The organism is Aeromonas sp. R1-1 (assembly GCF_040908495.1).
Taxonomy (GTDB): domain Bacteria; phylum Pseudomonadota; class Gammaproteobacteria; order Enterobacterales; family Aeromonadaceae; genus Aeromonas; species Aeromonas veronii.
Window position 1 is genome coordinate 1 of record NZ_JBFODV010000110.1, and the last position, 13,299, is coordinate 13,299.

10 protein-coding genes and 1 pseudogene are annotated in these 13,299 nt (G+C 56.4%); 5 read left to right on the forward strand and 6 right to left on the reverse strand.

Annotation, left to right across the window (positions count from 1 at the left end; translation table 11 throughout):
* Positions 1-583, forward strand: a 583-nt coding sequence (locus AB5Y92_RS06595) for an HRDC domain-containing protein (protein WP_368226055.1), incomplete at its 5' end; no start/stop codon positions are given.
* Between the two features lie 153 nt (positions 584-736).
* Positions 737-4,453: an anti-phage defense-associated sirtuin Dsr1 gene (dsr1, locus tag AB5Y92_RS06600; protein ID WP_368226058.1), complete on the forward strand. Its 3,717-nt coding sequence runs from the start codon at positions 737-739 to the stop codon at positions 4,451-4,453.
* A 70-nt stretch (positions 4,454-4,523) separates the two neighbouring features.
* Here dsr1 and AB5Y92_RS06605 read toward each other — a convergent pair whose 3' ends face one another.
* From AB5Y92_RS06605 to selD, 3 genes are read right to left on the reverse strand one after another with little or no spacing between them, the layout of a single operon-like run.
* Positions 4,524-5,168, reverse strand: a complete 645-nt coding sequence (locus tag AB5Y92_RS06605) for an MBL fold metallo-hydrolase (protein WP_368226060.1) — start codon at positions 5,166-5,168, stop codon at positions 4,524-4,526.
* A gap of 22 nt (positions 5,169-5,190) precedes the next feature.
* On the reverse strand, positions 5,191-6,306 hold the full coding sequence (gene mnmH / locus AB5Y92_RS06610; protein ID WP_368226063.1) for a tRNA 2-selenouridine(34) synthase MnmH: 1,116 nt from the start codon (positions 6,304-6,306) through the stop codon (positions 5,191-5,193).
* On the reverse strand, positions 6,303-7,340 hold the full coding sequence (selD, locus tag AB5Y92_RS06615; RefSeq protein WP_368226066.1) for a selenide, water dikinase SelD: 1,038 nt from the start codon (positions 7,338-7,340) through the stop codon (positions 6,303-6,305). The genes mnmH and selD overlap by 4 nt, the downstream gene beginning before the upstream one ends.
* 405 nt (positions 7,341-7,745) lie before the next feature.
* Between selD and AB5Y92_RS06620 the strand changes: the two genes are divergently transcribed.
* The gene (locus AB5Y92_RS06620) at positions 7,746-8,174 is read left to right on the forward strand and encodes a GNAT family N-acetyltransferase (protein WP_368226068.1); all 429 of its coding nucleotides are present in this window, start codon (positions 7,746-7,748) and stop codon (positions 8,172-8,174) included.
* A gap of 34 nt (positions 8,175-8,208) precedes the next feature.
* Here the strand turns inward: AB5Y92_RS06620 and AB5Y92_RS06625 are convergent, their stop codons facing one another.
* From AB5Y92_RS06625 to AB5Y92_RS06635, 3 genes are all read right to left on the reverse strand, one after another.
* A complete protein-coding gene (locus AB5Y92_RS06625) occupies positions 8,209-9,393 on the reverse strand; it encodes an acyltransferase family protein (protein ID WP_368226070.1) in 1,185 nt (394 codons plus the stop codon).
* 350 nt (positions 9,394-9,743) lie between these two features.
* Complete coding sequence (locus AB5Y92_RS06630) at positions 9,744-10,937, reverse strand: class I SAM-dependent methyltransferase (protein WP_204383193.1); 1,194 nt, start codon at positions 10,935-10,937, stop codon at positions 9,744-9,746.
* A gap of 109 nt (positions 10,938-11,046) precedes the next feature.
* Complete coding sequence (locus AB5Y92_RS06635) at positions 11,047-12,477, reverse strand: methyl-accepting chemotaxis protein (protein WP_368226073.1); 1,431 nt, start codon at positions 12,475-12,477, stop codon at positions 11,047-11,049.
* An 82-nt stretch (positions 12,478-12,559) separates the two neighbouring features.
* On the opposite strand from AB5Y92_RS06635, the gene AB5Y92_RS06640 reads away from it, so the two are divergent.
* Both AB5Y92_RS06640 and AB5Y92_RS06645 read left to right on the forward strand, forming a co-directional pair.
* A complete protein-coding gene (locus AB5Y92_RS06640; protein ID WP_005345583.1) occupies positions 12,560-12,832 on the forward strand; it encodes an acylphosphatase in 273 nt (90 codons plus the stop codon).
* 118 nt (positions 12,833-12,950) lie between these two features.
* Positions 12,951-13,214, forward strand: a pseudogene (locus AB5Y92_RS06645) (transposase); the annotation flags it as partial.
* Positions 13,215-13,299: the final 85 nt, after the last annotated feature.

Genomic DNA, 13,299 nt, shown 5'->3' on the forward strand with positions numbered 1-13,299 from the left:
CGAGCAGGAGTGCCAGAACCACTCCGCCCGCAAGACCCAGGGTAGTGATCCCCGTCAGGCTTATCTTGACATCGTCAACGCCTGGCAGCTGGGTCGCCGCGAGCTCGCCATTCTGCGCGAGCTGGCCGCTTGGCGCCAGCAAGAGGCGGTGCGCCGGGATCTGGCCCTCAACTTCGTGGTGAAAGAGCTGCACTTGTTCAAGGTGGCAGAGCGTCGTCCTGCCTCCCTACGGGATCTTAACGAGTTGGGTCTCTCGCCCATCGAGATCAAGATCCACGGCAAGCGGATGCTCGATATCGTCGCCAAGGCGCAGCAGAGCGAGCCTGACAGCTGGCCAGAGCCCATTCGCCGGCTGGTGGACTTTCCCCAGTACAAGGCCGAGCTCAAGCGCATCAAAGCCATGGTGGAAGAGAAGGCCAAGGCGAGCAATATTCCGCCCGAGCTGATTGCCAGCAAGAAGATCATTCACCAGTACTTCACCTGGAGCTGGCGGATGAACGACGAAGAGCGGGCCCGCAGCGACAAACCTATGCTGCTGCAAGGGTGGCGTCATGAGCTGGTCGGTCACCTGCTGGCACAATAAGCCACCAGACGGTTGCACCTATAAATCAATCCTCACCCTCGGGTGGGGATTTTTTATTGGACGAAAGCTAGAAATGGGTTCGCCGATCGAGGGGGGTATTGCGGTACCATATTCCAGTCAAGCCACCGTATCTACTGGATAGGAAACAGGAAAATGCAATTTATCCCCAATGGCCCCGATATTCCCAATGAGCTGCTGCATGCCCATGAAGAGGGACGTGTGTTGTTTTTTTGTGGGGCGGGCATTTCCTATCCAGCGGGTTTGCCTGGATTCGGTGAGCTCGTTATTAGGATGTCAAAGCATGCAGGCGAGCCATTAGATAGGTCTGAGCAAGACATGGTCACACAGGGTGGACTTGATCGCGCAATCGGACATTATGAGAAGCGCATTCAAGGCGGGAGAGCTGCGGTACGTCGTGGTTTACCATCCTGCCTGACTGCTGATTTATCAAAGCCACGAGCTCTCACTACTCATCTTGCTTTGCTGACTCTTGGCAAGGATAAAAAAGATAACCTGAAACTCGTTACCACTAACTTCGATACCTTGTTTGAAAAGGTGGGGAAATCACCGATAACCATTCATCAGGCCCCACCCTCCCGATCCCGTTGGAATGGAGTGGTGCATTTGCACGGACGTATGCCAGATTCAGCCTCAGAAGAAGACCTTGATCAGCTGATCTTGTCTGATGGCGATTTTGGACAGGCATATCTTACTGAAGGTTGGGCAGCTCGGTTTGTCGCTGGCCTATTCAGAGATTACACACTCTGTTTTGTCGGTTACAGCATTGATGATCCTGTATTGCGATATATGACCGCCGCCCATGCATTGGATGGTTCACGGAAGATTTTTGCTTTTGCATCCTATAAACGTGATGAATTGGATATCACGAAGCAGAAATGGCAAGACAAACATGTCATCCCCATTATGTATGACGATGTAAATTATCATCGCATGTTACATCAGACTTTGCATGTATGGGCATCTATATATCGTGATGGTGTAAGGGGCAAGGAGCGATTAGTTGCTCGGTATGCATATAAGCAACCCAATCAGAGTTCGTCACAAAACGACTTTGTTAGTCGAATGCGATGGGCTTTAGCCGATCCATCAGGCTTGCCCGCCAAATGCTTTGCCCAGCTTAATCCGACTCCATCACTGGACTGGCTTGATGTATTTACCAGCAAATGTTTTGGTCACAATGATTTAACATGTTTTGGTGTGCAACCGCAGGGTAAAATAAATGAAAGCTTGAGCTTTAGCTTGCTACAACATCCTGCTTCCTATATGTCTGCGCCAGCCATGAGTGTGGTTACAAATGGCTTGTCAGGCGATTGGGATGAAGTGATGCCACCTTTGGCATATTGGCTTACTCGCCACTTGGGGAACCCAAAATTACTACTTTGGGTTGTCTCAAATGGAGGTCAATTGCATAGACGATGGCGGAGGTTAGTGGAAAATTCCTTATCCCGCTTTGATTCAATGATGTGTGACGGTCAGTTTATCGAAATTGACGAAGCCAAGGATCAGTCACAGTATGCAATTCCAGACCCTATGATGCGCACCTTGTGGCGTCTGTTGCTGCTTGGTCGGATAAAGTGTTCAGATTGTGATAGAAATATTTTTCAGTGGATGTCGCGCTTGGGAAGAGAACCATCAAATGTGATGTTACGTTTGGAATTGCGGGAGTTACTTGCGCCTAAAATAGCGTTGAGAAAACCATATAATTTAAGTAGTAACAAAACGGACCAAGAACCAATAAATGTTCGGGAGCGGGTAGATTGGGAACTCGTGCTTGCCGCAGATAATGTGAGGTATGCGATTTCACATGATGTAAATAATCAACAATGGAAAACAGCCTTACCTTATTTTCTGGACGAACTCCAACAACTGCTCTGCGATGCACTGGATCTGCAGCGTGAACTGAATGATGCCAGCGAGTATCGAGACTTTTCTTATTTGGCACTGCCTTCCATTGCTCTATATGACTCCCATAGTGGTCATTATGACTGGCTTGTTCTTGTTGAATTACTGCGCGAAGCTTGGTTAATGGTACTGAAAAGTGATCGAGTACAAGCAATCAATATTGCGCAATCTTGGTTCTCTTTACCTTATCCCCTCTTTAAACGTTTAGCCTTATTTGCAGCCAGCCAGGATGACTGCATCTCATCTGAACTGTGGTCGGAATGGCTACGCTCTGATAATGGACGGTGGCTTTGGGCCAGAGATACTGAACCCGAGCTCTTCAACCTATTTGAAACGCAAGGACTGTTACTGACAGGAAATGCTCAAGCACAGCTGGAAGCGGCTATTTTGGCTGGGCCACCATCTGAGTTGGAATCAACACGAATATATATAGAACACTCCATTTGGCAGCTATTGGCAAAGTTGAATGATTCAGGGCTTGTGTTGGGAAAAGAGGCAGCAGAACACTTCGCCATACTATCCAACCTTCATCCCGAATGGGGGGCAGAGGAAAGTAACGGCTTCGCTAGTGATCGCGGAGATGATGATATTGTTCCCCGAAAGCGTAAGTTATTGGTCGACTGGATGAAGCAACAATCATCTGGAAGGATGGATTCTTATCGAGATGGATGGCGTGATGTGTGCCGTACCCGTTTCTTTCACACCCTGCTAGCCCTGTATGACCTTTCGCAAGAGGGGGAGTGGCCTGTCGACCGATGGCGAGTCGCTCTGCAATGTTGGTCTGATGAAAAAATGCTGCTTCGTTCATGGCGATTCGTTGCTCCATTAGTGCTAACAATGCCCGAGCCTGTGTTGCTACAAATAATCCATGCAGTAACTTGGTGGATAGAGAGGGCAAGCACCCAAGAGCATAACGACAAATCCATCATTGCCATTTGTCGTCGTATATTGGTGCTTCCAATGGAGGTCGATGCTGGGAGTCGTACCATTCGTAATGGAATTGAGGTTGATGATCCACTTGGTTCTGCCATTAACCATCCCGTTGGGCATATTACTCAAGCATTATTGAACGAGTGGTTTAAACAGCAGCTGAACGATAATGACGGACTGCCTGCCGATTTGGCTCCAATATTTACAGAGTTATGTGATACCACTGTTGCGGTATTTCGTCATGGTCGCATAGTACTCTGTTCTCGATTGATTACATTTTTCCGTGTGGATCAAGAATGGACGACTCAAATCCTGTTGCCTCTGCTTGATTGGGAGAATCAAGCTGATGCCAATGCATATTGGCAGGGTTTTCTCTGGTCACCCCGTCTTTACCTTCCTTTATTAATGGCCTTTAAACCACATTTGCTCGCCTGTGCTGGCCATTACAATCAACTGGGCGAACACAGTCAGCAATTCGCAACATTTATGACGTATGTCGCCTTGGCACAAGCTGATGGTTATAAACCAGAAGAGTTCCGTGCAGCGATTGAAGTGATGCCACCTGAGGGATTCCAAAGTGTTTTGCATGCACTGGTTCAAGCGCTTGATGGCGCGGGTGAGCAGCGTGAGGAGTACTGGATAAACCGAGCCAAGCCTTTTTGGCAAAATATCTGGCCTAAATCTAACGCATTCTTCACGAGTACAATCGCTGAAACTTTGGCCAGATTGGTCATTGCCGCTCGCGGTGAGTTTCCGGATGCATTAGCGACAGTTCATGCTGGATTACAGCCGATTCAAAACACTCATTACGTTATACACCTTTTGCATCAATCAGGCTTATGCAAACAATTCCCTACACATGCATTGTCTTTGCTGAACGCTATTATCGCTGAGCCGCAGTGGGTATCAGACGAGTTGGGTTTATGTCTGACAGCGATTGTGCAAAGCGATCCGCTTCTTGAGGAAAATCGTGATTACCAGAGGCTTCTCGGTGTCGTCCGGATAAAGACATTGTGAGTGATACGCACCAGGGGATTGCAGCGTAACGAATTGAAAAGGCAGCGGCTAATACCGCTGCCTTTTTTGATCACCAGATAGGCTGGGTCAGATAGGGGTTGCTCACCTTCTCGCGACCGAAGGTGGAGCTGGGGCCGTGGCCCGGGATAAAGACGATCTCGTCCCCCAGCGGCAGCAGGGTCTCGGTGATCGACTTGATAAGCGTGCCGTGATCGCCACGGGGGAAGTCGGTGCGGCCGATGCTGCCGGCAAACAGCACGTCACCAACCCAGGCGAGTTTTTCGGCCTGGTTCAGCAGCACGATATGACCTGGGGTGTGGCCTGGGCAGAAGTAGACATCCAGCTCGCACTGGCCAACCAGCACCTTGTCACCCTGCTCCAGCCAGCGATCCGGCGTGAACGCGGGGGTATGGGCGAAGCCGAACATCTGGCTCTGCTGGGGCAGCATGTCGAGCCAGAAGGCGTCCTCCTTGTGGGGGCCGGTGATGGCGACGCCGGTTTTTTCCCGCAGCTCGGCGGCTGCACCGACGTGATCCAGATGACCGTGGGTCAGCAGGATATGGGTCAGGGTCAGGCCGCGCTTGGCGATGGCAGCCAGCAGTTTGTCCGCTTCGCCGCCCGGATCGATCAGGGCCGCCTGATGGGTCTCGTCACACCAGATGAGGGAGCAGTTCTGGGCGAACTGGGTGACCGGGATCACCTCGAATTTCAACATAGAGTTCCTCGCTTGGGATGGGTCAGCCGCGCAGCGCGCTGGCATGCTGCTCGGCGAAATAGTCGAGACAGGCCTGCTTGTCACCGCGAAACACGATGCGCTCCTGCTTGTTGCCAAGCTGATAGAGATACATGGGGTCGTAGTAGCGGGTCAGCAGCAACGTGATCCAGGCCAGATGCAGCGCGGTATCGCCGCTCTTTTCCTGCTCGGTGAGGGCGGTCTGCATCAGGGCATCCAGCTCACGGTGGGCCTGATCGCCGAGGCGGCGCTTGAGACGGGCCAACGCATCGGTGAGGTAGGCGGCAAACAGCGGCCATCCCTCTTCTTGGCCATACATGGCTTGATAGCGCAGCCAGAGATCGTGCACGTAATCTTCGCGGATCTGCTCGGCGCGATCGATCTTCGGTACATCTACCACCACCAGCGGTGCCTGACTCATGGCCTCATGGAGGGAGAGGGGCAGGCAGCAGCGGCCGATCAGGCGACTCTCGTCCTCGACCACGAAGGCATGCTCGCCCTGATGGCGGCGCTTGAGCAGCTCGATGGCCATGTTGTTTTCAAAATTGATGTTGCTGGGCTGGCCGCCGGGCAGCTGACCAAACGACGAGCCCCTGTGATGGGCGTGTCCTTCCAGATCGAGCGCTTGGGCCACGTGGTCCAGCATATGGGTCTTGCCGGAGCCGGTCATGCCGGTCAGCACAGTCCAGCGGCACTCGGCAGAGGCCTTGTCCTGGGTGTCGATCAGGAAGCGGCGCAGCTCCTTGTAGCCACCGGCGACGCGGGGGCGAGTCACCCCCGCTTCTGCCAGCCACTGTTGTACGGTTTGCGAGCGCAGGCCGCCGCGAAAGCAGTAGAGTAGGGCATCGGGCTGCTGGCGCAACTGCGCCAGCCAGCCTTCGAGTCGTTCGGCACGCACTGCGCCCCCCACCAGCTTGTGTCCAAGCTCAATGGCGGCGGCCTGACCCTGCTTCTTGAAGCAGGTCCCCACCTGGGCGCGCTCATCGTCTGTCATCAAGGGCAGGCTGGTCGAGCAGGGGAAGGCCCCCTCCTTGAACTCGATGGGGGCGCGCACATCAATCAACGGTACATCGCCTAAAAAAATCTGGGCGTAGTCCGTGGCCAGTGGCAATTCACTCATTGGACAATCTCGATACAGCGGGAGCCCTCAAGGGGCTTGATCTGACCGATGGGCGAGAGTGTTAGCCCAGCTTCTTGCGCGATGGCGAGCAGCTCGGCTTCGCTCTCTTTACCCACGGCGACCAGCAGGCCGCCGCTGGTTTGCGGATCGCACATGATGTTGCGGGTGCGATCGTCCATAGCATCGAGCTTGTGGCCGTAGGAGTCGTGGTTGCGCAGGGTACCGCCCGGGACGCAGCCCTCGGCGAGGTAGTAATCCACCTCGTCCAGCAGCGGCAGCGCCTTGAAGTCGAGGCGGGCACTGACGCTAGATCCTTCACACATCTCTAGCAGATGGCCCGCCAGACCAAAACCGGTGACGTCGGTCATGGCGTGGACACCCGGCAGCTCGGCAAAGCGCTGGCCGATCTTGTTGAGGGTGCACATGGCGTTGGGGGCCAGCTGCTCGTGTTCGGGCTTCAGCTTGCCCTTCTTCTGGGCTGTGGTGAGGATACCGATACCAAGGGGCTTGGTCAGATAGAGGGTGTCACCCACCTTGGCAGTGTCGTTCTGCTTGATGGCGTCCAGGGGCACGATACCGGTGACCGCGAGGCCGAAGATGGGCTCGGGGGCATCGATACTGTGACCACCGGCTAGCGAAATGCCCGCTTCGTGGCACACCTGACGGCCGCCGTCGATCACCTGCTGGGCCACTTCCGGCGCCAGGGTATTGATGGGCCAGCCGAGGATGGCGATGGCAACGATAGGCTTGCCGCCCATGGCGTAGATATCGCTGATGGCGTTGGTGGCGGCGATGCGGCCAAAGGTGAAGGGGTCATCGACGATGGGCATGAAGAAGTCGGTGGTGGAGACAATGCCCTGACCGTTGCCGATATCGACCACGGCCGCGTCATCCTTGCTGCTGTTGCCAACGATCAGGGTCGGGTCGTTGAAGCCCGGGATCTGGCTCTTGAGAATGGTGTCGAGTACCTTGGGAGAGATTTTGCAGCCGCAGCCAGCGCCGTGGCTGTATTGGGTCAGACGAATGGAAGACATACTTACCCCTTTTATTTGCAAACAGAGCAGAGGCTCTGTGGAGCCGTCTTGGTCAATGGGCGGCCTTGTAGTGAGGAAGACAAGAAGCCGCAAATATGGGTGGCCTCGGTGCCAACAGGGGCAGCGATGACTGGCAGTTATGAAAGACCGCCAGGCCGGACGGGGAAGAAAAGGGCGACAAGGTGCGCCAGCGCAGCCCCGCCAAGGGCCACAGGACGGGGCATTATGCCACATTTGCCCCTTGAGGTTCGAACAGGAATTCACATAAACAGCAGGGAATTGCCCGCACTTGCCTGTCATCGGTCTGGATCCAGCGCTGGCTGATTGATTGCAGTACAGATGCAGCAAAGAGAACGTCAAAGAGACCAACAGCACACAACCGCCGATCTACAACAGGAGAGCTTAGTGACCACCACACTTTTGGTTAACCACCCCATCACCACGGCGCAGTTTACGGCGTTGTTGGCGCAGACCTCGTTGGGGGCGAGACGGCCGCTGGACCATCCGGCCACCCTGCAGGGCATGCTGGATAACGCCAATTTGCTGATCACCGCCTGGCAGGGCGAGATCTTGGTCGGGGTGGCCCGCGCGGTGACCGATTTTCATTTTTGCTGCTACCTCTCGGATCTGGCGGTGGCCGAGTCAGTGCAGGGGCAGGGGATTGGCAAAGCCCTTATTCGCGAGACGTTTTTGCAATTGCAGCCGGGCTGCAAGCTGATCCTGCTGGCCGCGCCGCAGGCGGTGGCGTACTACCCCAAGCTCGGATTTAGCCAGCACCCGAGTGCCTGGGTGATGAGCAGTCTGGATGAACTGGTACTGGATGAGTTGGCATAAAACCGTCAACTCATCCAGACAGGGCGAGATTAACTTATCCGGCTTGCTCCTGCGCCGGTTGCCGTGACTTGCCCCAGCGGCGCAGGCGCCGTTGCAGTGGCCGCTCCAGCAGGTTGTAGCTCAGCGCCGAGAGCCCGATCAGCACCGCCAGCATCAGCAAGGTTGCCACAGCCCCCAGCAGCGGGTTGGTCTGGCCATACCACCACTCGGTGAGCCCCGGTGCCAGATAGTGGATGAGCTCGCAGCCGGTGAGCAGCACCAGCGCGTGGAGCAGGTAGATGGAGTAGGAGAGATCCCCCAGCCAGTTGGTGAAGCGGTTATCCAGGAGGCGCAACAGCGGACTCTGACGCTCCCCTTGGGCGGCACAAATCCAGATCAGCAGCACGTAGGAGCTGATCAGCAGCAGTGTCAGTGGTGGCGTCATGGTGAACTGCATCAGCGCGAAGGGCAGCACAAAGGCGACCAGCAGCGGCAGATCATGCTTCATCATGGGCGAGCCTTTCGCGGCCTTCACCCTCGGCAGCAGCCAGAGGCCGAGCACAAATTCACTCACCCCGCGTCCCACCGCCAGCGCCCCGCTGGTGACATCGAGGGTGCCGCGACTGTGCACGATAAAGGCCAGCACCGTCAACGCCAGCAGGGGGGCGAGATGGCTCCAGCGACTGCGGGTGACCGCCAGCGGAATTAGCAGCGGGAACAGCAGGTAGCTGATCCACTCCACGCTCAGGGACCAGGCGGCGAAGTTCCAGGTCAGCCCGTGATCGGTCACCACCTGCAGCAGCAGGAAGGCGCTTGGCAGCGCCTCGGCCGGGGTGAAGGGGGAACCGAAAGGCGGCATCCCTTCCCACTCCCACATCTTGAACAAGGGGCCGGCGTAGAAGCCAACCCCGTGTTGTGCCTTGTAAAGCTCCCAGCCAACCAGCAACAGCAGAGTCACCAGATAGAGGGGGTAGACGCGGGTCAGCCGCAGCCAGAGAAAGCGGCCATAACCGATAGTGTGGGGAGTGCGGGTGAAAGCCTCCCCATAGACATGGGCCAGCACCACGCCGCTCAAAATAAAGAACAGGTCGACCCAGAGGTAGCCATTCTCGATGAGTTGGGTGTGGCCTGCGATTGACTCCATCCACTGGGGAAAGAGCAGCAAGCGGGCATGGAACAGCACCACCATCAGGGCAGCGATGCCCCGCAGCGGCGTTAACAGCGGCAATGATTGATTCATAACGGGATCCCTTGTGATGTTCAGCTTGGCCTGACATCGATTTTTGTTGTTGTACCGTCCATCAATCCTGATGGGTCGGTTGCCCCGGCTTGGCTGCCGCAGGCGGGATCACACTACGGGAAAGAGAGTCATTCGAGTGTGATTTAAATCATAAATGTGCAGTTTTTGTGCAGAGAAATTTAAACAGAGAAGCCGTGGAGAGCTGGTAGGGAAAGAGGATGAGAGAGAACACGAATAACGCAGAGAGGGTTGTCATCGGGATGACGTCAGGCTCAGGCCCATACGGCGCGATGCAAAACAATCAGGCCCGCAAGGGGCCTGATTGATCACAAGGGAAGGGTGGTTGCCGATCAGCGGGCGCGTACCACCAGACCCTTGAGGTAGAAGCCTTCCGGATAGGCGGTACCGATGGGGTGATCGGAGGCCTGGGAGAGCAGCTCCAGGATCTGGGCATCGCGACCGGCGTCGAGCGCCGCATCGGCCACTATCTTCTGGAACAGGCTCTGCTCCATCAGGCCGGAGCAGGAGTAGGTCAAGAGCACGCCACCCGGCGCCAGCAGCTGGAACGCCAGCATGTTGATGTCCTTGTAGCCACGGCAGGCACCCAGCAGCTGGGCCTTGCTCTCGGCGAACTTGGGCGGATCCAGCACGATGACATCGAACTTCTCGCCCTTCTCACGATATTCCCGCAGCAGCTTGAACACGTCGTGACGGACAAACTGGGTGTTGCTGGTATCCAGCCCGTTCAGCTCGGCATTCTGGCGGGCAATATCCAGCGCATTCTGGGAGAGATCGACGTTGACCACTTCCTTGGCGCCGCCCTTAAGGGCATAAACGCCAAAACCGCCGGTGTAGCAGAAGCAGTTGAGCACCCGCTTGCCTTCGGTGTACTTGGCGGCAGCCTGACGGTTGTCACGCTGATCCAGATAGAAACCGGTTTTGTGGCCGTTGCGAATGTCTACCAGGATCTTGACGCCACCGTTCTCTTCGATGACCACCGGCTCGTTCGGGGTCTCGCCATAGATGACGCCGGTGCGCTCTTTCAGCCCTTCCTTCTTGCGCACTGCCACATCGGAGCGCTCATAGATGCTGCACACGGGGTAGAGGGTACGCAGTGCTTGCGTTATCAGCTCACGCTGGAACTCGGCGCCGGCAGAGAGGATCTGGCACACCAGAAAATCGGCATAACGGTCGATGGTCAGACCCGGCAGGCCGTCGGATTCGGCGGCGCAGAGGCGATAACCGGTGAGACCCTGACGCTTGATCAGCGGATCGCGAGACTCCTGCGCATATTTGAGGCGACGGATAAAGAAGTCGAGATCGACGGTCTCATCCTTGTCGAAGGTCCAGACTCGGGCACGGATTTGGGAGCTGCCTGACCAGGCGCCACGGGCGAGCCACTTGCCATCGTTGGCATAGATCTCGACGGTATCGCCGTCAATGGGGTTGCCCTGAACCCGCTCAATCCCCTTGGAGAAGATCCAGGGGTGGCGACGCAGCAGGGATTTTTCGCGGCCTTTGACGAGATAGATGGAAGCGCTCATGGATGTTTGCCGATGGTAGAAAGAAAAGGGGCCACATTCTATGTGGCCCGCAGGTAAAACTCAAACGGCCCGGTGCATCAGCGTGCCCGAACCGGATGTGACTGACAGATCAGATCCGGATCCCCTTGAGTGCCCGGGTCAGCTCGCTGGCGGTGGCTTTCAGCCCCTGCGTGCCAGCCACCGAGGCGCTGGCAGACTCCTCCACTTGCGCCGCTTCATGGCGTACCTGATCCAGATTGTGGGTGATCTCGGCGGCCACCGAGCTCTGCTCTTCGCTGGAGGTGGCGATCTGGGTGCTCATCTCCAGTACCGCATCGCTGTGATTGCTCAGCTTCTCGATATCGAGCCCCACCTCGCTGATGAGTTGCTGGCTGCTGGCCGCGCGCCCCACGGTTTTCTCCATGATGTCGTTCAGCGCACCGGTGCCGGCTTGCAGCTCTTCGATCATCTTCTGGATCTCGACCGTTGCCTGCTGGGTACGGCTGGCGAGGGTACGCACCTCGTCGGCCACCACCGCAAAGCCGCGGCCCTGCTCACCGGCGCGGGCCGCTTCGATGGCGGCGTTAAGGGCCAGCAGGTTGGTCTGCTGGGAGATGGCGTTGATGACGTTGACCACCTCGTTGATGCGGTTGGCATTGTGAGTCAGGCGCTCGACTGCACCGGAGGCATTGCCAATCTCGTCGGCCAGGGTGCGGATCGCTTCTATGGTACGGGCCACCCGGTTGGCGCCATTGGCCGCCTCTTCGCTCGATTGACGGGTCTGCTGCAGGGTGTCGTTGGCATTGCGCGCCACTTCGCGAATGGCGGCTGACATCTGTTCCATGGCGGTGGCCAGCGAATCCATGTGCTGGCGCTGGGCGCGCGCCATGCTTTCGCCTTCACTGGCGTGGTCACGAAACTCGTCGGCGGCCATGGTCAGCGCCTCGGCAGACTCTTCGACCAGCTTGACGATCTGATGCTGGCGGTCGGTAAAGCGGTCGATGCTGCCCGCCAGGGTGGAGAACTCGTCCCGCACCGGGAAGAAGTTGAGGCGGAAGGTGAGATCCCCGTCCGCCACGGTTTGCAGCGCCTTGTTGGTGGAGTAGAGCGCACCGGAGACAAAGGTCATCATGTAGTGGATCACCAGCGCCATCAGGGCGGCCAGCGCGCCGATGAGGAGCAGGGTCGAGCCCTGACCCTCCCACATGGAGAGGTTGCCGGTATCGAGATCACCGGTGACGTAGCCCGCCTGACCCGCTGGCGCGGTAAAGAGGTAGTGATCTCCTTGCTGTTGCAACCCGCTGCTGCCTTGCTGGGCCAGACGCAGATCAGCAGGCAACACCAGAGTGGGCTGTTGGCTGACCAGCTGCGCCGTGGTCTCGACCCGTTGCTGCAACTGCGCTACCCGCAGGGAGATCTCCTGCTGATGGCTGGCCGCCAGCATATACCAGCTGAGAAAGGCGATGATGAAGAGAGGTAACCAGAACGCGATATGGAATTTTTCACTGATGGTGAGGTGAATGAGATAGCGGTCAACCCACCGGAATTTAACTTCTTTCATAATGGAGCTGCATCCTGCAGAGATAGAGTGTCGGGCACATTATCGTCTCGGGAATTTTTTTCTTAAGCGGAAGGTGTGAGAAATGGGAGAGCAATCGTTTGTCATTCGGGTGTGGGGGCAGGTGCAGGGGGTGGGATTTCGCTATTTCACCCGTGAGCGGGCGCTGCAACTGGGTTTGCGAGGCCATGCCTACAACCTGGAGGATGGCTCGGTGGAGATCCTCATCAGCGGTCCCGCACAGGGGGTGCAGATGATGCTGGGTTGGCTGGAGCATGGCCCACGCACCGCTCGGGTGACCCGGATGGAGTATGAGGAGGCGCTGCCGCCCACCGGCCAAGGCTTTCATACCAACTGAGGTTTTAGGGGGAAGACTACTATATTATTTTCCTTAATTCACAGAATCACGTTTAGTGAGGTATCCTGATTTTCACAGACAGTCCCGATTGTTACGATGAGACAATCGGGGGTATTTAATGAAATCCAGAGAACACTATTCACCAAAGTTTCGGGCAGAGGCGGTTCGACTGCTGTTGGAGCAAGGCCTTGGCCAAGCTGAAGCCGCCAGAAGGTTGGGTATTGCCAAAGGCACACTGAGCAACTGGGTGGTCGCAGCCAAAGGAGGAAAGGATACATCGGCCATTCCCGGAGCGCGTTCTGTCGCCGAGCTGGAGGCTGAAGTGGCCCGGCTACGCAAAGCTCTCGCACAAGCCAACATGGAGCGCGACATCATAAAAAAGGCTCTGTCCCAATTACGTGTTGAAAGGCTAATCTTGAAGTAGGCCATCACCTTGAGGTCTACCATCATGGATACCCCAGCCTTTC